We start from the raw sequence: 20889 nt of genomic DNA, 5'->3' as shown, positions 1-20889 counted from the left end.
GACCATCGTCGGGATCGCCGTCCCGACGGCAATCCCGATTACTTCAACATCGGTTCCAGCCCACCCCATACGTTCTCCAGCAGGCGGGGCTGCCCTTGTTCGTTGGGGTGTATCCCGTCCGGCTGGAACATCTCGCGATCGGTGGCGATACCATCCATCAGGAAGGGCACCAAGCCGGCGTTTTCCGCCTTCGCCACCTTGACGAACAGATCGCGGAACTGATCCGCATAGGCGCGGCCGTAGTTGGGCGGTATCTGCATGCCCACCAGCAACACCTTCGCGCCCGCCTGCCGGGCCTGTTGCGCCATCGCCGTCAGGTTCTGCTCGGTCATCGCCAGCGGCAGGCCGCGCAGGGCGTCGTTGGAGCCCAGTTCCAGGATCACGATCGCCGGATGGTGCTGCTTCAGCAAGGCGGGCAGGCGCGTCAGGCCGCCGCTGGTGGTATCGCCGCTGATGCTGGCATTGGCCACCGACCAGCCGGGGTATTCCTGGGCCAGGCGGCGTCCCAGCAGGGGCACCCAACCGGTGCCCCGCGCGATGCCATACTCGGCGGATAGACTGTCACCCACCACGAGTATGGTCTTATGCTCGTTGGCGCCGGTCCTGGAACCGGCGGGGGTTGCGGCGGTCTGAGCGTGGGCATAGGCCGCCAGCAGTGTCAGGATGGTCGCGAACAACAAACGGATGAGCGGGCGCATGGATACGGGTAACGCGATAGAGGTGCGGGGACTGGGCAAGCAGGTCGCCGACGCGGGCGGCACGCTCGCGATACTGGATGGTATCGAATTTACGGTACCGGCCGGCACGGCCCTGGCGATCACGGGCAGCTCCGGTTCGGGCAAGTCGACCCTGTTGGGACTGCTGGCCGGCCTGGATGTTCCCAGCAGCGGATCGGTCACGCTGGCCGGGCGCGACCTGTTCGCCCTGGATGAGGACGGCCGCGCGCGGCTGCGGGCCAATCATGTGGGCTTCGTATTCCAGTCCTTCCAGCTGCTGCCGAACCTGACGGCGTTGGAAAACGTCATGCTGCCGCTGGAGCTGGCGGGCCAGCCGGCGCGCGAGGCGGCGCGCGCCATGCTGGAGCGCGTCGGCCTGGGCGATCGCCTGCATCACTATCCGCGGACGCTGTCCGGCGGGGAACAGCAGCGGGTATCGCTGGCGCGCGCCTTCGTGGTGCAGCCCGACCTGCTGTTCGCGGACGAGCCCACCGGCAGCCTGGATGCGGCCACCGGCGAACGCGTCATCGACCTGATCTTCGAATTGCACCGCGAACACGGCGCCACGCTGGTGCTGGTCACCCACGATCCGGGCCTGGCGGCCCGCTGCGAACATCAACTGGTGCTGGCGGCCGGCAAGGTCGTGCAGGCGCCCGCCGTGCGGGACGCCTGACGGCCTTATCCCTTCGATGCCGCCGGGCCTGTCGCGCGCCTTTGCGCGCGACGCCACTCGAGCACGCCTATCGTGATGCCGCTGCCGCAGATGATGGCGATGCCCAGCCAGGTCAGCGCATCGGGAAACTGGCCCCAGATCAGCCAGCCCGTCGCGGTGGAACTGACGATCTGCAGATAGGAGAACGGCGCCAGCGTCGATGCCGCGGCCTTCCGGTACGCGGCGATCTGCAGCAGGTGTCCCACGCAGCCCGTGAGGCCGGTGGACGCGAGCACGAACCAGTGCAGCGGATCCAGTTCGCGCAAGGCGGGCAGTCCGGCCGGTATGGCGTAGGGCAGGGCGAAGGACAGCACCACCGTACCCACGCCGCCGCTCCAGATGATCGAGGTCAGCGGGTCGTCGGCGGCGACGCGGCGGCTGGCGATGTATTGCACCGAAAAGCAGAGCGCGCCGGCCAGGCCGAACATGGTGCCGGCGGGATCGAGTCCGCCTCCCGGCCGGATCACGATGATCACGCCCAGGAAGGCGACGCCGGCCGCCGCCCAGCGCGACAGGCGCGGCGGTTCGCGCAGCACCCAGGGCGCCAGCAGGAGCACGATCAGGGGCGCCAGGAAATTGATGGCGGTCGCCTCGGCCTGCGGCAGGTGGCTCAGGGACGTGAAGAAGAACAGGGTGGCGCAGAGCATGGCGCCGCCGCGCAGCATCTGTTCGCGCGGGCGGCGGCTGGCCAGGATGCGCCATCCGCGGACGGGCACGATCAGCCCCAGCGCCACCACCAGGTGGGCGGCGTAGCGGACCCACGACAGGAGCAGCATGGGCACGCCCGCGGCCATGACCCATTTGCCGCTGGCGTCCAGGGTGGACAGGACGCACATGGAAAGCAGCAGCAGCGCGATGCCCAGCACGGGGTGCGAGGACGCGGGCAGCGGCGCCGCCACGCCCGCCCGCGGGCGCGCATCCGGGCCCGGGCGATGGGCGTCTTGCACCCGTGACGACATAGCCTCCATCCTCCTCTTGCTGGGCGCCGCCATGATACGCTCACGGCGATCAATTTTCCTGATGGCACGCCCCGTCCGCCGTTCATGATCGACCTGCGCAACATAGAAACCTTCTTCTGGGTCGCCCGCCTGGGCGGTTTCCGCGCCGCCGCGGAAAAGCTGAACGCCACCCAGCCGGCGATTTCGCAGCGCATCGCGTCGCTCGAATCGGGCCTGGGCGTGCGCCTGTTCGAACGCGACTCGCGCGGCATCACGCTGACCGCCAAGGGCTATGAACTGCTCTCGCACGCGGAACGCATGCTGCAGATGCGGGCCGACATGCAGCGCGCGGCGGCGGCGCAGAACGTGATGAGCGGCACGCTGCGCCTGGGCGTCTCGGAAAGCATCGTGCATACCTGGCTGCCCAGCCTGATGGAATACATGCACGAGGCCTATCCGGCCCTGATGGTCGAAATCCAGGTCGACACCAGCACCGCCTTGCGCACGCAATTGTCGTCGCACCAGATCGACCTGGCCTTCCTGCTGGGCCCCATGGACGAACCCCGCGTCGAAAACATCCATCTGTGCCGCTATCCGCTGGCATGGATTGCCAGCCCGCAGCTGAAACTGGGGCGTCCGCCGATCTCGCTCAAGCGCCTGGGCCGCTGGCCGGTGATCACCTACACCTCGAACACCGACCCCCACCGGGCGGTGCGGCGCATCCTCATCGAAGGCGGCGTCCAGTCCCCTCGCATGTACGGCAGTTCCGCGCTGAGCGTCATCGTGCGCATGACGCTGGACGGCATCGGCACCGCCGTCATCGCCCCGGTCATCCTGGGCCGCGAGCTGGCACAGGGGCTGCTGCAGATCCTGGACGTGCAGGCCCCCGAACTGCCGCCGCTGAATTACACCGCCTGTTGGATGCAGGGCCCCGACAGCCACGTCGCCCGGACCGTGGCGCAGGCCGCCCAGTACATCGCGCGCGAGGATGCCGCGCGCGCGGGTGGCGGCTCGCTCACCCTGGACCCGGCGCCGCTACCCGTGCCGGGCCTAGGGATTACCCGGCGTCGGGCCGCCAAGGCCGCCAAGTGACGCAAGGGCGTTGGAAGCGTTTTTCCCCGTAAAAACAGGGCTTCGGCGCCCCGTGATAAGAAATTGTGATCGCGGTTCATCGGAACATGTGATTGGACAGTGAAACGGGCGGTACGGTGCAATGCGCCATCAGATAAAAACGCATGATTCACACGGGGAATCGATGATGTCCGCTCTTCCGCAGCAATCCGGCGCCGCCGCGCCGTCGGCGCCTTATCAGGCCAGGCTGGACGCGCGCTCCGGCGCGATGACGAGCCCGACCGCCAACGTGGCGCCCGGCCATGTCCAGGCCAACCTGGCCATCCTGCCCAAGGCCCTGGCCGACGAATTCCTGCGCTTCTGCCTGCGCAATCCCAAGCCGTGCCCCATCCTGGCGGTTTCCGAGCCGGGCGATCCGTCCTTGCCGGAGCTGGGCGTCGACATCGACATCCGCACCGATATCCCGCGCTACCGCGTCTGGAAGGACGGCGTGCTGGTCGAAGAGCCGCTGGACGTGCGCCACGTCTGGCGCGACGACCTGGTGTCCTTCCTGATCGGCTGCTCCTTCTCGTTCGAGGAAGCCATGCTGGACAATGGGTTGCCGGTGCGCCACATCGAACAGGGCCGCAACGTGCCCATGTACCGCACCAATGTGCCGACGGCCGCCGCCGGCCGTTTCTCGGGTCCGCTGGTGGTGTCGATGCGTCCGCTCAAGCCGGCCGACGCCATCCGCGCCATCCAGGTCACCTCGCGCTTCCCGTCCGTGCATGGCGCGCCCGTGCATTTCGGCGACCCGGCCGCCATCGGCATCGCCGACATCGACAAGCCCGATTATGGCGATGCCGTGGATATACGGCCGGGCGAGGTGCCGGTGTTCTGGGCTTGCGGCGTGACGCCGCAGTCGGTCGTGGCCGCGGTCAAGCCGGAGTTCTGCATCACCCATGCCCCCGGCCATATGCTGGTGACCGACCTCATCAACAGCCGCGTCGCGGCCTTGTGATCGCACACGCGTGACGGCCATCGCCCCGCGCGCCGCAACCTTTTTTTGAAAATGTGCGCCTGGCGCTACGCCACCCGCGTGGCGCGAGCCCGCACACCGTTCGATCCCGCGAACGTCCCGCCATCCCGGCACTCGTTACCGATTCTGTCAGGGTTTGTTCGGGCGGTTTTGCGGCGACGCAGCGGATAAGCTTGCTGTCGGCAGTTTCCCCTTTTTTGAAGTTGTCAGATCCTCAGGAGCAAACAATGAAATTCAAGCTGATCGCGAGCGCCGCCGCGTGTCTCGCGCTGACGTTCGGGCAGCCCGCCGCCGCGCAGGAAAAGACCGTGCGCATCGGCGCGATCTATCCGCTCAGCGGCGCGCTGGCGTCCACCGGCGCGGAAATCAAGGCGGCCATCGAGCTGGCCGTCGACATCATCAACAACCCGCATCCCGAGCTCAAGGGCCTGCCCCTGGCGGAAGGCTCGGGCCTGCCCAAGCTGGGCGGCGCCAAGATCGAAGTCGTGTTCGGCGATTCGCAAGGCAAGCCGGAAGTCGGCCTGGCCGACGCGCAACGCCTGATCCAGCAGGAAAAGGTGGTGGCGCTGACCGGCGCCTATCAGTCCGCCGTGACCAAGACCGCCAGCCGCGTCGCCGAGCAGGCCGGCATTCCCTACCTGAACGGCGAGTCCAGCAGCCCGGACCTGACCGATCGCGGCTACAAGTGGTTCTTCCGCACGTCGCCGACCGACGATACCTTCATCGAAAACATGATGCAGTTCCTGGACGGCATCAAGGACCAGCCGACCAAGCGTATCGCCGTGGTGTATGAAAACACCGACTTCGGCGTCAACACCTACAAGGCCCTGGAAAAGTTCGCCAAGCAGTACAAGCGCGACATCGTCGCCAACATCGCCTACACGGCGGGTTCGGCCTCGGTGACGTCCGAAGTGCAGAAGCTGGCCAATGCCAAGCCGGACGTGGCGATCTTCGCCAGCTACACGTCCGACGCCATGCTGTTCGTGCGCACCATGCGTGAAGCCAAGTACGCGCCGCCCATCTTCCTGGCCAACGACGCGGGCTTCATCGATTCGCGCTTCGTGCAGGAAGTCGGGTCCCAGGTGCAGGGCGTGCTGACGCGCGACGTGTGGAGCAACGACATCGCCTCGACGCTGCCGATCCTGAAGAAGGTCAACGAGCTGTACAAGGCCAAGACCGGCAAGGAGCTGAACGGCAACAACGCGCGTTCCATGCAGGGCGTGCTGGTGCTGGCGGACGCCATCAACCGCGCCGGTTCCACCGATCCGGAAGCCATCCGCAAGGCGCTGGCGGCCACCGACCTGAACGGCAACCAGATCGCCATGCCGTGGTCCGGCGTCAAGTTCGACGACAAGGGCCAGAACAGCAAGGGCGCCGGCCTGATCCTGCAGATGAAGGGCCCGGGCTACCAGACCGTGTGGCCGGCCAACTACAACGCCGACAAGTCGCTGCCCGCGCTTCCCTTCACCTGGAAGTAATCGGCCGGCACGCTGGCGCAACGCAAGACGCGGCGGGTCCGCTGGGGCCCGCCGCAGGAGTCCCGCATGTTTGAAGCGCTTTACGCCGGGCTGTTCAACGGCCTGATCTATGCCGCCGTGGCCGTGGGCCTGGCGCTGATCTGGGGCATCACGGACGTCATCAATTTCGCCCATGGCGAATTCCTGATGCTGGCCATGTATGCCGCCTACTGGTTCTTTACGCTGGGTCACGTGGACCCGACGCTGTCGGCACCGCTGGTCGCCATCTTGCTGGGTTTCGTCGGATTCCTGACGTATGCGCTGATCATCAAGCGGCTGCAGAAGGGACCGCCGATGGCCATCATCCTGGCCACCTTCGGGCTGGGCCTGGTGCTGCGCCAGCTGGCGTTCATCGCCTTCACGCCGGACTACCGCAACCTGCCCGACACGATGGTGTCCGGCAGCGTGACCCTGGCCGGGATCTCGATCGGACGGCCGCAGGTGGTCACGGGCCTGATCGCGTTGCTGATGGTGATCGCGCTGTTCATCCTGGTCTACCGCACGCGCTGGGGTCACGCCCTGCAGGCGGTGGCGGAAGACCGCGAGGTCGCGGCGCTGGTCGGCATTTCGCCGGACCGCGTCAACGCCCAGGTCTGGATGCTGGGCAGCGCCGCGGTCGGCCTGGCCGGCGCGCTGCTGACGACCTTCTTCTACGTATTCCCGTCGGTGGGCACGGTGTTCGGCCTGCTGGCCTTCGTCGCGGTCTGCATGGGCGGCTTCGGCTCGCTGCCGGGCGCCTTCATCGCGGGCATCCTGATCGGCATCATCGAGGCGATGACGGGCTACTTCGTGGCGCCCGCGCTGAAGACGGTGTCGGTGTTCATCCTGTTCATTCTGGTTCTCTGGTACCGGCCGCGCGGCCTGTTCGGGCGGTGGTGATATGAATCCCGTAAAACAATTGGATATGACCGCGGCGATGCCCGCCAAGGCGAAGCATTCCCGCGCGCCGCTGGTGGCCGCTTTCGCGGTGGCGCTGCTGTTCGCGCTGGCGCCGCTGTTCATCAAGGACCAGTTCACCATCCAGGTGCTGCTGCTGGTATTGATGTTCGGCGCGCTCGGGGCGGCCTGGAACCTGGTCGGCGGCTTCCTGGGCCGCATCTCCTTCGGGCACGGGGTGTTCGTCGGCGTCGGCGCCTACACCACCATCCTGCTGCTGCATCACATGAAAGTGACGCCGCTGCTGGGCATACCGGCGGGCGCGCTGGTGTCGGCCGTGCTGGCCTGGCTGGTCGGCGGCCCCACGCTGCGGCTGTCGGGCCACTACTTCGCCATGGCGACGATCGCGCTGCTGCAGATCGGCCTGCTGCTGATGATCAACTGGGACTGGGCCGGCGGCGCCGTCGGTGTCGAAGCGCCCATCGGCGATTCCCCGCTGATGCTGCTGTTCCGCACCAAGACGCCGTATTACTGGATCGCGGTGGGGCTGGCGCTGCTGACCTTCCTGCTGACCTATTTCCTGGTGCACTCGCGCACCGGCTTCTACTGGCGCGCCATCAACGGCGACGAAGCCGCCGCGCGCAGCCTGGGCGTGCCGGCCGACCGCTACAAGATGCTGGCCTTCGTGCTGTCGGCCGCCGTCACCGGCGCCTGGGGCGGCTTCTTCGCCATGTATGTCGGTTTCATCGATCCGGAATCGACCTTCAGCCTGACCATGTCGGTGCAGGTGGTGCTGGTGGCCATCCTGGGCGGCGTGGGCACGCTGGTCGGGCCGTGGATAGGGGCCGCCGTGCTGCTGCCGCTGTCCGAAGGCACGCGTGTGATGTGGGGCAGTTCCGGCCTGGGCCTGGATCTGCTGGTATTCGGTTTGGCCATATTGCTGGTGACCATGTTCCTGCCTGGCGGCCTGATCACCTTGAGGGGGCGCCGTGGCTCTGCTTGAAGTCAAACAACTGACCAAACGCTTTGGCGGGCTGGTCGCCAACAAGGACATCAGCCTGGACGTGCAGGCGGGCGAGATCGTCGCCATCATCGGTCCCAATGGCGCCGGCAAGAGCACGCTGTTCAACGGCCTGGTCGGGCATCACGCGCCGACCTCCGGCACGGTGACCTTCAATGGCCAGTCCATGCTGGGCCGCAAGCCCGAGCAGGTGGCGGCGATGGGGCTGGTACGCACGTACCAGATCCCGCGCAACTTCGGCCAGATGACGGTGCTGGAAAACACCATGGTGGGGGCGCTGCTGCGGCATCCGCGCCTGAACGATGCGCGCGAGGCCGCGCAGAAAGTGCTGGAGCTGGTCGGCCTGGCCGACCGCGCCGACGTCAAGGCGGCCGGCCTGAACGTGGCGGGCCAGAAGCGGGTGGAACTGGCGCGCGCGCTGGCCACCGAGCCGCGCATGCTCCTGCTGGACGAGGTGGCGGGGGGGCTGAATCCCACCGAAGCCATTGCGCTCAGCGAAATCCTGCGCCGCATCCATGGCGCCGGGGTCACGCTGATCATCGTCGAACACGTGCTGGAAGTCGTCATGCGCCTGGCGCAACGCGTCCTGGTGCTGAACTTCGGCCAGACCATCGCGGAAGGCGCGCCGCAGGACATCGTGCGCGATCCGGCGGTGATCGAGGCTTATTTGGGGAGAAAGCACCGTGCCTGACGCGATGCTCAAGGTAGAGGACCTGCACGTGGCCTACGGCGGCGTGCAGGCGGTGCGCGGGATCTCGCTGGAGGTGCGTCCGGGCGAGATCACGGCGCTGCTCGGCGCGAACGGCGCCGGCAAATCCAGCACGCTGGCGGCCATCGTCGGCACCGTGCGTCCGGCTTCCGGACGGGTGTACTTCGAGGGCCGGGAGATCACCGGCACGCCCCCCGAAAAACTGGTCAAGCGCGGCATCGCGATGATTCCGGAAGGCGCGCGGGTCTTCGCCCGCCAGCCCGTCGAGCAGAATCTGCGGCTGGGCGCCTATACCGTGCCCAGCGACGACGTCTACCGCCAGCGCCTGGAGCACGTCTATGAAGTGTTCCCGCGGCTGAAGGAGCGCCGCGCGCAGCTCGCCGGCACCATGTCGGGGGGCGAACGCCAGATGCTGGCCATCGGCCGCGCGCTGATGAGCGGGCCGCGGCTGCTGCTGGTCGACGAACCCAGCCTCGGCCTGTCGCCGTTGCTGGTAGAGCAGGTGTTCGACGCACTGGCCGCGCTGAACAAGCAGGAAGGCCTGTCGGTGCTGCTGGTTGAACAGAACATGAATGCGGCCCTGGACGTGGCGACGCGCGCCTACGTCATGCAAAGCGGCGCCGTCGCGCTGTCGGGCGAAGCGGCCGAGCTGGCTGCTTCCGACGAGGTGCGGCAGGCCTATCTGGGGATGTGATCGGAGGGCTCCGACCGGGGCCGCGTTGAAATTACGTTGTTTTTGGGAAACGTTCCTATGCGTCCCTTTTATATTCGTTTATCGATTTAACGGGGACGGCGATCTGTGTTGCGTCTACAATGGGCGCGACCACACGTGAGGAGCAGTTCGAATGCAACAAACGCCTACCCATGCTTTGCCGTCGTACCTAAATCCCGAAGACCTCGGCCCCTGGGGTATCTATCTGCAACAGGTGGACCGGGTCACGCCCTATCTGGGGGCGCTGGGCCGCTGGGTCGAAACCCTGAAGCGGCCCAAGCGCGCGCTGATCGTCGACGTGCCGGTGGAGCTGGACAATGGCCGCATCGCGCACTTCGAGGGGTATCGCGTCCAGCACAACACCTCGCGTGGGCCGGGTAAGGGCGGCGTGCGCTTCCACCAGGACGTCACCCTGTCGGAAGTCATGGCCCTGGCGGCCTGGATGTCCGTCAAGAACGCGGCGGTCAACCTGCCGTACGGCGGCGCCAAGGGCGGCATACGGGTCGACCCGCGCGGCCTGTCCCAGGCGGAGCTGGAGCGCATCACCCGTCGCTACACCAGCGAAATCGGCGTCATCATCGGGCCATCCAAGGACATCCCCGCGCCGGACGTGAACACCAACGCCCAGATCATGGCGTGGATGATGGACACCTACTCCATGAACGAGGGTTCGACGGCCACCGGCGTGGTCACCGGCAAACCCGTGGCCCTGGGCGGCAGCCTGGGCCGGGTTGAGGCCACCGGGCGCGGCGTGTTCGTGGTCGCCTGCGAAGCGGCGCGCGACCAGGGCTTCGACGTCAATGGCGCGCGGGTCATCATCCAGGGCTTCGGCAACGTGGGCGGCACGGCGGCGCGCCTGTTCCACGGCGTCGGCGCCAAGATCATCGCGGTGCAGGACCACACCGGCACCATCTATAACGAGTTCGGCCTGGACGTGCCGGAACTGCTGGTGCACGTCTCGCAGAATGGCGGCGTGGGCGGCTACGAGAAAGCCCAGGTCCTGGATCCGGCGGACTTCTGGAAGCTGGAAACCGAATTCCTGATTCCCGCCGCGCTGGAAGGGCAGATCAACGCCGCGAACGCCGCGGGAATCAATGCCAAGGTGGTGGTGGAAGGCGCCAATGGCCCGACCACGCCGGACGCGGACGACATCCTGTTCGACAAGGGCATCCTGGTCGTGCCCGACGTCGTCGCCAACGCCGGCGGCGTGACGGTCAGCTACTTCGAATGGGTGCAGGATTTCTCCAGCTTCTTCTGGACGGAAGACGAAATCAACCACCGCCTGGAGCGCATCATGCGCGACGCCTATGCCGCCGTGTCGCAGGTCGCGCGCGAACACAAGGTCACGCTGCGCACCGCCGCGTTCATCGTGGCGTGCACGCGCATCCTGCAGGCGCGCCAGGTGCGCGGCCTGTACCCCTGAGCGCCTGCTGGCGCCCACTTGGCGCCCGGGCGCCCCAAGCGAATCCCATCGTTCGCAGCAAAGCGGCCAGCCTCAGCGCTGGCCGTTTTGCTTTATATCAAGCCCAGGCGAGTTTCCTGTCCAGATAGTCTATCTTGTGTTATCCGATATCGCCCCGGCCGCGCGGCGACTGCGCGGACCTCCCTAGGGGATATCCCGTATCATCCCCTGAAACGGCGTCGCCCGAAGCCAACTTTGGCCTTATGAAATTGACTATCTAGTCAATTTTAATTAATCTGGTCGCCATGCCGGAGCCGCTGTCGCGGCCAGGAAGAAACCGACCATGGAGTCCAAGTAATGGCAATCGCCCGTCATCCGCGGCCCCCCGAACTGGCCACCGCCACGCTCGAAGAAATCGAGCAGAAGTACATCGCGCGCTTCTCCAACCGCGTGCCGGATTGGAATGCGTTCGAAGACGCCAAGATCGAAGGCTACAAGCGTGCCCAGCACCGCTTCATCGGCGCCGGCGGGTCGGGCAAGGTCGGCGATACCACGGTGATCCCGGCGCGTGGCTTCACGCTCAGCATCATGTTCGTCAACCCGGGGCAGGGCAACGCTGCCCATACCCATGAGGTCGAGGAAGTGTTCTTCGTGCTGCAGGGGTTCCTGGATGTCTTCATCCAGGAAGAGGGCGGCGAACCGCGCTGGACGCGCCTGGGCCCGTGGGAATGCATCGCGTGTCCTCCCGGCGTCATCCACGGCTACGAGAACCGCAGCCTGGAGCCGGTGTACTTCCAGGTCATGCTGGGCCGTGCCCGCCCGGAGACCATGGGCTATGCCGACGACGAGCTGTTCAAGCGCCGTTCGGCCCACCTGGACTCCGCCCACCTGTCCTGACCGGGGCGGGCCGGATCGCATTCTCGTCTAGAATGGCGGCACGTCGATGCCCGCGTCGACGCCGCCCGTCTGGCCGCACGACCGCGCTATCCCAAGGTCCGTGCAGGCCCTGCGTGAGCCACCCGTCGGGCACATGGGAGTCGTAAGCAATCCCATGCCGCCAGGCCACCGAACAAGATCACCACGACGCCGACATGAGCTCCCAAGACGCACCGACCGAGGCACGCCCGCCGCGCGACAAGACGCGGCCGGTGGTGCGCCGTGAAAGCTCGCGCAAGACGCGAGAAACCATCATCCAGGCCGCGCTGGCGGAGTTTTCCAGCAAGGGCTACGACGGCGGCCGGGTCGACGAGATCGCGCTGCGCGCCGGCATCAACAAGAACGTCCTGTACCACCACTTCGGCAACAAGGACGACCTGTTCACAGCGGTGCTGGAATACACCTACGATTCCATACGTTCGCGGCAGAAGGATCTGCAGATCCGCGGCATGGATCCGGTCAACGGCATGCGGCGGCTGGTCGTGTTCACGGGGCAGGTATGGGTGCGCTTTCCCGAATTCCAGCGCATCCTGTCCAGCGAAAACCTGAACCAGGGCAAGCACATCGTCACGTCCGCGGCGATCCGCGAGATGTACAACCCGCTGCTGGACACCATACGCGACCTGCTGCAGCGGGGGCAGCACGAAGGCCAGTTCCGCGAAAACATCGACGCGGTCGACCTGTATATCTCGATCACCTCGCTGACCGCGCACTACGTCAGCAACCGCTACACCTTCGAGGCCATCTTCGGCCAGCGGCTGATGACGGCGCAGCGTATCAAGCAGCGCCTGGATCACGCTGCCGAGATGGTGCTGCGTTATCTGCGGCCCGACGCCGCCGATGCGGCGGGTGACGGCGCCGTCCAGGCCGCGACGGCCTGAACGGCATACACCTGCTCAGATCACCACGCCGGCCACGCGGTTGCGCACGGCGCGCACGATGGACAGCGCCGCCAGCATCGAGGTCTTGGGATTGTCCGGCAGGGTGACGCCGGCCGTCTGGATGTCGAGGTCGCCGAACTCGCCCCGCGCGATGATGCGATGGTTGTTGCGCTGCGCGGCGGGATCGGCCACCAGCGTCACGCGCGTACGGTCCAGGCCGATGCCGGCCAGGCCGACCATGGCGGCCACGTTGGCGTTCTTGGGATAAAGCGCCGCGGCCTCGCGCGCCGTGCCTTCGAAGAACACCGTGGGCCTGGCCAGCGCGTCCAGGTCCAGCTTCTGTTCCGCCGCCGTGCCGCGCCAGCCCGCGGGCGCCTTGCGGCCGATGTATTCGACGGATTCCAGGCCCTGCTGGCGCGCCGCCGCCAGGGCGTCGATGCCGGCCACCGCGCCGGGCACCAGCGTCAGTTGCGCACCGCCTTGCAGGGCCGCCGCTTCCAGCGCGTCGACCAGGCCGTCCTGGCTGAGCGCGCCCACCGAGGCGACGATGACGTCCACGCCGCGCGCCAGGAACCGCGGAACGGTGCCGGTAACGGCCTGGTGTCCCGCGCATTCCAGTGCGAAATCCAGCGGCGTATCGATGTCGTCGACCTTGCCGACGACGCGCGCCTGGCCCTGCAGCCGCGCCTGCGTCGCGTCGACCAGTTCGGGCGGCACGATCACGTCGGTGATGCGCAGGCGATCGTCGCCAGCCAGGGCGCGGTGGACGTGGCCGCCCATCGCGCCGAAGCCGATCAGGGCGATGCGGCGCGGCCCGCGGCCGTCGCCGCGGCTACCCACGGTCCTGCTCCAGCTTGCGCCAGCGCGAGAAGCGCCGCTCGATCAGCTGCACCAGCTCGGTCAGCGCCACGCCCAGCACGCCGATGACGATGATGGGAACGAACAGCTTGGCGGTGGCGAACAGGTTCGCGTAGTACACGATCATGCCGCCCAGGCCCGTCTGCGCGGTCAGGAACTCGGCGACGATGATGCCGATGATGGCCTGGCCCACGGTCAGGCGGATGCCGGTCATGATGAAGGGCACGGCCGACGGCAGCAGGATCTTGAAGAAGATCTGCGGCCGCGTGGCGCCATAGGCCTTGCCCACTTCCAGTATGGAGCCGCGCACGTCGCGGATCCCGGCATAGGTGTTGATGATCACCGGGAAAATCGCGTTGGACACCAGGATCACGATCTTGCCGGTGGTATCCAGGCCCGCCCACAGCATGATCAGCGGCACCAGGGCGATACGCGGGATGGCGTAGAAGGCATTGACGAACGGATCGATGATGTACTCGAACAGCCGCGACTGCGCCATGGCGATGCCCAGCATCACGCCCGCCACCACGCTGATGGCCATGCCGATGACGAACGGATACAGCGTCGCCATCAGCGCGCGGCCCAGTTCGCCGCTGTTGGTCAGCTCGACGGCGGCCGCGAAGATGCGGCTGGGCGGCGCCAGGAACAGCGGGTCGATCTTGCGTCCGAAGTATTCCCACAGCAGCAGGAAAACCGCCACCGACAGGCAGCGGACGATGTTCGGATGCGAGACCCACCATTTCGGGCCGGCCGGGCGCGTTTCCGCGGCGGAAGGCTTGGATGCGGTTGCGGCGGAACTCATTGCGGACTCTCCATCAACATGCTGCGCAATTCGTGGCGTGCGTCGCCATAGGCGCGATGGGCGCGCGGGTCGCCGCCCAGCCGTTCATCCTTCAGGGGCGAATCGACGATGGCCTTCAGCCGCCCGGGGCTGGGCGTGAACACGAAGATGCGGTCCGACAGGACCAGGGCTTCATCGATGCTGTGGGTGACGAACATGACGGTGGTGCCGATGTTGGCCCAGATCTTCAGGAAGTCTTCCTGCAGCTTCTCGCGGGTCTGCGCGTCTAGCGCGCCGAAGGGCTCGTCCATGAACAGCACCTTGGGCTGGCGCATCAGCGCGCGCGCGATGGCCACCCGCTGCTGCATGCCGCCCGACAACTCATGGGGATAGTGCGACGCATACTTCGTCAGTCCCACCAGCTTGAGCAGCTCCATGCCGCGTTCGGTGCGTTCCTTGAGCGACACGCCATCCAGCTCCAGCGGAAAGCCGACGTTGGCGATGACGCTGCGCCAGGGCAGCAGGCCGAAATGCTGGAACACCATACAGGCGTCCTTGCGCGGCCCGTTCACCGGCTGTCCGCCGATGGAGATGGAGCCTTCGGCCCATTGCGTGAGGCCGGCGGCGATGCGCAGCAGGGTGGTCTTGCCGCAGCCGCTGGGCCCCAGCAGCGAGATGAACTCGCCGCGCGCGATGGTCGCGTCGACCTTGTCCAGCGCGACGATGCGGCGCGGTTCGCCGCCATTCTCGGTGTCGCGCACGAAATAGAACTTGCTCAGGCCGCGGATGTCGACCATGGGCGCGCCGGGCGCGGGCATGGGCGCGGCGGCGCTGCCGGCGGTGACCGCCGCGCTGCCGGTGAACATGGTGGCGCCGGCGGTCTTCAGCATGGAAAGGCTACCCATGTCATTTACCCCCGACTTCCTTCAGCGCGGCATCGATGAAGCGGTAATCGAACAACTGCGCGGGATCGACGTCCGCCTTGAGCATGCCGGTGCTCTTGAAGATGTCCAGGGTGGCCGCAACCTGTTCCTTGGAAATGCCGCCGTTCACGCCCCACACCTTGTTGCGGTTCAGCTCCTGCACGACGTCGGTCGCCAGGCCCTTGTCCAGGTCCGGGTAGCGTTCCACCAGGATCTGCACGGCCTCGTCGGGATGATCCATGATGTAGCGGGACGCCTTGATGCCAGCCAGCGTCAGCTGTTGCAGCTTGGGCTTGAGCGCCGGATCGTCGATGCGATCGTTGCGCACCAGGTTGTAGACATAGCCGATCTGCGGATAGGCCGAGCCCATGCTGACCAGGATCTTGATCTTGCCGGTCCGCACGCCGGTGACGGCGCTCAGGGTATTGACCATGCCCGCCGATGCGCGTCCCGCCATCAGGGCCTGGACGATGTTGGCGTGCCCGCCGGAAACGGCGATGAAACGCACCTTGGAGACGTCCACGCCGTTCTTGCGGAACAACAGCTTGCCGAATTCCTCCGGCGGGCCGCCGGGCCCCGTGCCCGCGAAGATCTTGCCTTCGACGTCCTTCATGGTGTTGATGTCGCTGGACACCACGAGTTCATAGTCGTTGATGCCTTGCCAGGTGCCGATGGCCTTGAACTTGGCGCCTTCGCCAGCGGCGGCGAAGGCGTTGAAGGCGCCGACGATGGCGACGTCGCCGGTGCCCGCGAGCAAGGCGCGCACGGCATTGGAATCGCCGCTGACCTGGATGGCTTCCGCGTCCAGCCAGCCTTTCTTCTGCGCCACGAGATAGGGCAGGGCCAGCGTGGCGGACGAGGTCGGGAAGACGATCTTGAGTTTCTCGGCAGCCGCGGCGCTGCCGCCGGACGCCACGCCCACGCAGATCGCCGCGCTCAACAGGGCGCGCTGCAGGAAGGTTGCGGTTTTCATATACCCCTCGTGATATCGATATGAACTTGGCCGCCCCTGAACCCGCGGCGGTGTTGAAATTATTGACTACATGGTTAATCAACACAAGATCAAAAGCCGGCTTGCCATGCAGTGTTTACCCTGAGAGCGGCGCACAATGCCTGCTAGGGCAAGGGGTTTTATTGACTGTACGGTCAAGGTAATTTAGAGTTCTCGGCTTCCAGGAACCCCCGGAGTAGGCTGCAATGGAGATGACCGGCGAACAACGCATTCCCGCCCCTCGGGATGCGGTCTGGGCGGCGCTGAACGACCCCCAGGTACTGAAGGCCTGTATCCCGGGCTGCGAATCGATAGAACGGCAGGGCGACAACGAATACCGCATCAGCATGCTGGCGGCGGTGGGGCCGGTCAAGGCGCGTTTCCAGGGACGGCTGGCCATCCATGACAGCGATCCGCCACGGGGCTACGCCTTGTCTTTCGAAGGTTCGGGCGGCGCCGCGGGCTTCGGCAAGGGACAGGCATCGGTCGCACTGGCGCCCGACGACGATGCCGGATCGCCCGCCACCCACCTGACCTACACGGCCAGCGCCGAGGTTTCCGGCAAGCTGGCCCAGGTCGGGTCGCGGCTGATCGATGGCGTGGCCAAGCGGATGGCCGCGGAATTCTTCGCGCGCTTCAAGGGCAGTTTCGGACCGGCCGCTGGCGTGACCGATGGCGCCGCGCCGGCCCACGCGCCGGCGCGCGCCGCCCCGGCGCCGCAAGCGGCGGCACGGGCGCTGCCCGTGGCCGTCCTGGCCGGCCAGGACGGGCAGGACAGCGCCGCTGCCGGACTGCCCCCCCGGAATATCTACAAGGAACTGCGGGTCTGGCAGACCATCGCGGTCGCCGCGATCGCCGTGGCCTGCCTGGCGATCGGCTACATCGTCGGCGCGCATTGAGCGCCGGCCGGGACGCGATCCCGGCGCGGCGCGCCCGCCTGCCGGCCGCCCTCAGGCGGCGGCTGCCTCATCCATCTGCCGCACCAGTCGTACGGGATCGACCGGTATCGCCGTCACGTGGACGCCGAAATCGGAGAGCGCATCGTCGATGGCCGACGCGATGGCGGACGTCACCGGAATGGTGCCGACTTCGCCCACGCCCTTCACGCCCAGCGGATTGGCGTCCGTGGGGCTTTGCGTGAAGATCAGCTCCAGGTGCGGAATCTCGGTGGACGTGGGCAGCAGGTAATCGGCGAAGGTCGTCGTCAGCGGCTGGGCATTGTCGTCATAGCGCATGTATTCGAACAAGGCATTCCCGATGCCATGCACGATGCCGCCGTGTATCTGGCCTTCGACGATCAAGGGATTGATCAGCCGCCCGCAGTCCTGCAGCGCGACGTAGCGCAGGATGGCCACGTTGCCGGTATCGGGGTCGACCTCGACTTCGCAGGCGTGGCAGGCGTTGGCGTAGGTCATGGCGTCGGGCTCCCAGCACACCGTCGCTTCCAGCCCCGCGCCGGTATCGGGCGGCAGGTCGTAGCCGGGTATCCCGCGCAGCGTGCGCGCGATCTGCGCCAGCGTGACGAATTTCTCGGGCTGGCCGCGCAGCCGCACCTTGCCGTCCAGCAGCTCCAGGTCCTGCTCGTCGACCTTCAGGACGTGGGCGGCGACCTTGCGCGCCTTTTTCTCGACCTGCCGCGCGGCCAGCAGCATCGACGAGCCGCCCGTCACCGTCTGGCGGCTGGCGAAGCCGCCGATGCCCATGGAGATCGCCGAGGTATCGCCGGTCAGCACGTTCACGTCGCCGACGGGCACGTGCAGGACGTCGGCGACGATCTGGGCCATGGCGGTACGCAGGCCCTGGCCCATCGCCATGGCGCCCGTCGCGGCGCTGATGTGGCCGGTCGCCGATATGCGCACGGACGCCGACTCGAACGGTCCGCGGCCGGTGCCCTTGACGGCATTGGCCAGGCCGATGCCGATATGGCGGCCCTGGGCGCGGGCCTCGGCCTTGCGGCGGGCGAAGCCGGCATAGTCGATGGCGCGCAGCACGGTGTCCTGGCTTTGCAGATAGTCGCCGGTATCCAGCGTGATGGGCTTGCCCGACCGCTGCTTGAGCGGCTTCACGTAGGGCAGCTTGTCGGCCGTGACCAGGTTGCGGCGCCGGACTTCCGCGCGGTCCAGTCCCAGCCCCTGCGCGACACGGTCCAGCAGTCGTTCCATGACGAAGGCGCCTTCCGGATAACCCGCGCCCCGCACCGGGATGGTGTACACCTTGTTGGTCTGTGCCACGATGGCGTCGACGTGGAAGCTGGGCACCACATAGGGCCCGGTCACGCCCGTCACGGCGTTGTAGGGGCAGTTGATGCCCTGGGGCGTGTAGGCGCCCTGGTCGTGCACCATGCGGCCGCGGATCCCCAGCACGCGGGCATCGGCGTCCACGGCCACTTCCACGTCCCAGTACTGGTCGCGCTCCTGGATCGAGCACAGGAAGTGTTCGGCGCGGTCTTCTATCCATTTCACCGGCTGGCGCAGATGGAACGCGGCCGCCGCGATGGCGATTTCCTCGGGGTAGATCAGGAACTTGGCGCCGAAGCCGCCGCCCACGTCGGGCGCGATCACGCGGATGCGCGTCTCGGCCAGGCCGAGCAGCTCGGCCAGGGTGAATTGCAGTTCATGCGCCATCTGGGTGGAAGACCACACCGTGAGCGTATCGCGCAGCGCGTCGTATTCCGCCACCACGCCGCGCCCCTCCATCGGGTGGGCGCCGCCGCGATGTTGATGCAGGGAATCCTGGAACACGTGCGCGGCCTGCGCGAACGCCTGGTCGCAATCGCCGTAGGCGACGGTGAAACGCGTCAGCGCATTGTCCGGGAAGTCGGTGCGCACGCGCGGCGCCCCCGGCTCCAGGGCCCGGCGGCAGTCGCCGACCGCGGGCAGCGTTTCGTAATCCACCTGCACGTCGCCGGCGCCGTCCTCGGCCGCATAGCGGCTGGTGGCGATGACCAGCGCCAGGGCTTCGCCGACGAAGCAGACCTCGTCGGGCGTCAGCACGTACGGCGTGATGCCGGCCGGCAGCGCCGTCGTGGGAAAGCCCAGGGGCATGCGCAGATTGGTCAGGTAGCTTGCCATCTCGGCCGCCGTGATGACCGCCACCACGCCTTCGCGCCGCAGCGCCGCGGCCGTGTCGATGCCGCGTATCCTGGCGTGCGCATGCGGGCTGCGCACGAAGGCCGCGTACAGGCCGCCCGGAATATCGACGTCGCCCACGTACTTGCCCTTGCCGCGCAGCAAGGGGCCATCCTCGACGCGTTCCACGCGGTCGCCTATCCTGCCGCCGGCCCGCGTACGCGCGGCATCGCCGGGCATATCCGTCGCGGGCGCGTCCTTGGCGGCGCTCACATCGCCCGCGCCGCCGGCGTTTTCATTGAAGCGGTACATCGGGTTCATGCTGACTGTCCTCGCTGGCGGCGCAGCGCTTCCATGGCCGCGGCCACGATGTTCTGATAGCCAGTGCAGCGGCACAGATGGCCGGACAGCGCGTCGCGGACGGCCGCTTCATCGGCGTCCGGCTGCTCGCGCAGCAGCTCGGTCAGCGTCATCAGGATGCCCGGCGTGCAGAAGCCGCACTGCAGGCCATGCAGGTCGTGGAACGCCTGCTGCAAAATATTGAGCCGGCCTTGCTCTTCGAGCGCTTCGACGGTCCGCAGTTCGTAGCGTTCGGCCTGGCGCGCCAGCATCAGGCAACTGCGGGCGCTGTGGCCGTCCACCAGCACCGTACAGGCGCCGCACACGCCATGTTCGCAACCCAGGTGCGTGCCGGTCAGGCCGAGTTCGTTGCGCAGGCAATCGGCCAGCGTGGTGCGCGATTCGACGATGGCCGGGCGCTTTTCGCCGTTGACGCGCAGCACGATGGGGTGCAGCGCGTTCCTGCTGTCGTGGCTCGCGGCGGGGTTCGCTGCGTGGTTTGTTTCGTGGTTCGCTTCGTTCATTCGGTACTCCCGTGCGTGCCGGCGGCGCGCGCCAGGGCCTGTTCCATCGCCTCATGCAGCAGGCGCGACGCCAGCCGCTGGCGATACCAGGCCGGGTAGGCGGGATCTTCCAGCGCGTCGCACAGGCGCGCCTGGTCCGCCGCGGCGCGCAGCGCGTCGCGATCGCCGTTGCCTTCCACCAGCAGGCGTTCCGCTTCCGGCAGGCGTACCGGCGCCGGACAGACGCCGCCCAGGGCCAGCGCCGCGCGGGTCAGCCTGCCGTCGGCGTCCCGTTCGACCAGGGCGCTGGCCGACGCCACGGCGAAATCGCCATGGCGTCGCGCGTACTCGACGAAATGCCAGCCATGCCCCGGCCGCCATGGCCGCAGGCGGATTTCGGTCAGGAGCTCATCCGCCGCCAGGCTGGTCGTCATCAGTCCCAGCCCGAATTCCCGCGCCGGCACCTCGCGGCGTCCGCGCTGGCTCTGGATGACCATATGCGCGTCCAGCAGGACGCACATCGTGGGCAGCTCGGCCGACGGGTCCATGTGGCACAGGCTGCCGCCGATGGTGCCGCGGTTGCGCGTCTGCCGATGGCCGACGTTCAGGATGGCGGCGTGCAGGACCGGCAGGCGTTCGCGCACCAGCGCCGAAAACTCCAGGTCGCGCTGGCGCGTCATGGCGCCGATGGCGATGTCCTGGCCTTCCTGGCGGATATAGCTGAGTCCTTCGACGCCGTTCAGGTCGATGACGTCGTCCGGCATGGCCAGGCGCAGGTTCAGCATGGGCATCAACGACTGGCCGCCGGCGATCACGCGGGCGTTGGATGAACCGGCAAGCAGTCTCAGCGTGTCCTGCACCGTGCCGGGCAGGTGCAGGTTGAAAGGCGCGGGCTTCACTTCGATCCCTGGCTAGGC

Annotated in this window: 21 protein-coding genes; 12 read left to right on the top strand and 9 right to left on the bottom strand. The window is 67.2% G+C overall.

What is annotated here, in order from left to right:
* Positions 1-38: 38 nt before the first annotated feature.
* The gene (locus CAL26_RS15410) at positions 39-698 is read right to left on the bottom strand and encodes an arylesterase (RefSeq protein ID WP_094849898.1); all 660 of its coding nucleotides are present in this window, start codon (positions 696-698) and stop codon (positions 39-41) included.
* Here CAL26_RS15410 and CAL26_RS15405 point away from each other — a divergent pair.
* The gene (locus tag CAL26_RS15405) at positions 697-1389 is read left to right on the top strand and encodes an ABC transporter ATP-binding protein (protein ID WP_179283373.1); all 693 of its coding nucleotides are present in this window, start codon (positions 697-699) and stop codon (positions 1387-1389) included. The two genes, CAL26_RS15410 and CAL26_RS15405, sit on opposite strands and share 2 nt — an antisense overlap.
* 5 nt (positions 1390-1394) lie before the next feature.
* On the opposite strand, the gene CAL26_RS15400 is transcribed toward CAL26_RS15405, so the two are convergent.
* A complete protein-coding gene (locus CAL26_RS15400) occupies positions 1395-2387 on the bottom strand; it encodes a DMT family transporter (protein ID WP_094847747.1) in 993 nt (330 codons plus the stop codon).
* An 84-nt stretch (positions 2388-2471) separates the two neighbouring features.
* Between CAL26_RS15400 and CAL26_RS15395 the strand changes: the two genes are divergently transcribed.
* From CAL26_RS15395 to CAL26_RS15350, 10 genes are all read left to right on the top strand, one after another.
* Entirely contained in the window at positions 2472-3458 is a 987-nt protein-coding gene (locus CAL26_RS15395) for a LysR family transcriptional regulator (protein WP_094847746.1), read from the top strand.
* 163 nt (positions 3459-3621) lie between these two features.
* On the top strand, positions 3622-4437 hold the full coding sequence (locus CAL26_RS15390; protein WP_094847745.1) for a putative hydro-lyase: 816 nt from the start codon (positions 3622-3624) through the stop codon (positions 4435-4437).
* Between the two features lie 245 nt (positions 4438-4682).
* Positions 4683-5933, top strand: a complete 1251-nt coding sequence (locus CAL26_RS15385) for an ABC transporter substrate-binding protein (RefSeq protein WP_094847744.1) — start codon at positions 4683-4685, stop codon at positions 5931-5933.
* A 66-nt stretch (positions 5934-5999) separates the two neighbouring features.
* Positions 6000-6851, top strand: coding sequence for a branched-chain amino acid ABC transporter permease (locus tag CAL26_RS15380; protein ID WP_094847743.1), 852 nt, complete (start codon positions 6000-6002; stop codon positions 6849-6851).
* A gap of 25 nt (positions 6852-6876) precedes the next feature.
* On the top strand, positions 6877-7851 hold the full coding sequence (locus tag CAL26_RS15375; RefSeq protein ID WP_094847742.1) for a branched-chain amino acid ABC transporter permease: 975 nt from the start codon (positions 6877-6879) through the stop codon (positions 7849-7851).
* On the top strand, positions 7838-8560 hold the full coding sequence (locus tag CAL26_RS15370) for an ABC transporter ATP-binding protein (protein WP_094847741.1): 723 nt from the start codon (positions 7838-7840) through the stop codon (positions 8558-8560). The genes CAL26_RS15375 and CAL26_RS15370 overlap by 14 nt, the downstream gene beginning before the upstream one ends.
* Before the next feature lie 4 nt (positions 8561-8564).
* On the top strand, positions 8565-9272 hold the full coding sequence (locus CAL26_RS15365) for an ABC transporter ATP-binding protein (protein WP_094847740.1): 708 nt from the start codon (positions 8565-8567) through the stop codon (positions 9270-9272).
* 151 nt (positions 9273-9423) lie between these two features.
* Entirely contained in the window at positions 9424-10713 is a 1290-nt protein-coding gene (locus CAL26_RS15360; protein WP_094847739.1) for a Glu/Leu/Phe/Val family dehydrogenase, read from the top strand.
* Positions 10714-11049: 336 nt separating this feature from the next.
* On the top strand, positions 11050-11589 hold the full coding sequence (locus CAL26_RS15355; RefSeq protein WP_094847738.1) for a cupin domain-containing protein: 540 nt from the start codon (positions 11050-11052) through the stop codon (positions 11587-11589).
* A 194-nt stretch (positions 11590-11783) separates the two neighbouring features.
* Complete coding sequence (locus CAL26_RS15350; protein WP_094847737.1) at positions 11784-12509, top strand: TetR/AcrR family transcriptional regulator; 726 nt, start codon at positions 11784-11786, stop codon at positions 12507-12509.
* Positions 12510-12524: 15 nt separating this feature from the next.
* Here the strand turns inward: CAL26_RS15350 and CAL26_RS15345 are convergent, their stop codons facing one another.
* The 4 genes from CAL26_RS15345 to CAL26_RS15330 are packed head-to-tail and all read right to left on the bottom strand — an operon-like array spanning position 12525 to position 16044.
* A complete protein-coding gene (locus CAL26_RS15345; protein WP_256988456.1) occupies positions 12525-13349 on the bottom strand; it encodes an aspartate dehydrogenase in 825 nt (274 codons plus the stop codon).
* Complete coding sequence (locus tag CAL26_RS15340; protein ID WP_094847736.1) at positions 13342-14169, bottom strand: ABC transporter permease; 828 nt, start codon at positions 14167-14169, stop codon at positions 13342-13344. Before CAL26_RS15340 ends, CAL26_RS15345 begins: the two co-directional genes overlap by 8 nt.
* Positions 14166-15053 carry an ABC transporter ATP-binding protein gene (locus tag CAL26_RS15335; protein WP_094847735.1) on the bottom strand — a complete coding sequence of 296 codons (888 nt, stop codon included), beginning with the start codon at positions 15051-15053 and terminating at the stop codon, positions 14166-14168. Before CAL26_RS15335 ends, CAL26_RS15340 begins: the two co-directional genes overlap by 4 nt.
* A 1-nt stretch (position 15054) precedes the next feature.
* Positions 15055-16044, bottom strand: coding sequence for an ABC transporter substrate-binding protein (locus CAL26_RS15330; RefSeq protein WP_094847734.1), 990 nt, complete (start codon positions 16042-16044; stop codon positions 15055-15057).
* A 224-nt stretch (positions 16045-16268) separates the two neighbouring features.
* On the opposite strand from CAL26_RS15330, the gene CAL26_RS15325 reads away from it, so the two are divergent.
* The gene (locus CAL26_RS15325) at positions 16269-16961 is read left to right on the top strand and encodes a CoxG family protein (RefSeq protein WP_094847733.1); all 693 of its coding nucleotides are present in this window, start codon (positions 16269-16271) and stop codon (positions 16959-16961) included.
* 51 nt (positions 16962-17012) lie between these two features.
* Here the strand turns inward: CAL26_RS15325 and CAL26_RS15320 are convergent, their stop codons facing one another.
* Genes CAL26_RS15320 through CAL26_RS15310 form a run of 3 tightly spaced genes read right to left on the bottom strand, consistent with a single transcriptional unit; the run spans position 17013 to position 20871 of the window.
* Positions 17013-19451 (bottom strand): xanthine dehydrogenase family protein molybdopterin-binding subunit, encoded by a 2439-nt coding sequence (locus CAL26_RS15320; protein WP_256988454.1) that lies wholly within the window; start codon positions 19449-19451, stop codon positions 17013-17015.
* Positions 19448-19993: a (2Fe-2S)-binding protein gene (locus tag CAL26_RS15315; RefSeq protein ID WP_094847732.1), complete on the bottom strand. Its 546-nt coding sequence runs from the start codon at positions 19991-19993 to the stop codon at positions 19448-19450. Before CAL26_RS15315 ends, CAL26_RS15320 begins: the two co-directional genes overlap by 4 nt.
* A complete protein-coding gene (locus CAL26_RS15310) occupies positions 19990-20871 on the bottom strand; it encodes an FAD binding domain-containing protein (protein ID WP_256988453.1) in 882 nt (293 codons plus the stop codon). Before CAL26_RS15310 ends, CAL26_RS15315 begins: the two co-directional genes overlap by 4 nt.
* Between the last annotated feature and the right edge of the window lie 18 nt (positions 20872-20889).

Origin of the sequence: Bordetella genomosp. 9 (genome assembly GCF_002261425.1) — a bacterium.
Lineage (GTDB): Bacteria > Pseudomonadota > Gammaproteobacteria > Burkholderiales > Burkholderiaceae_B > Bordetella_C.
This window is presented reverse-complemented; position numbering and strand designations above follow the sequence as displayed.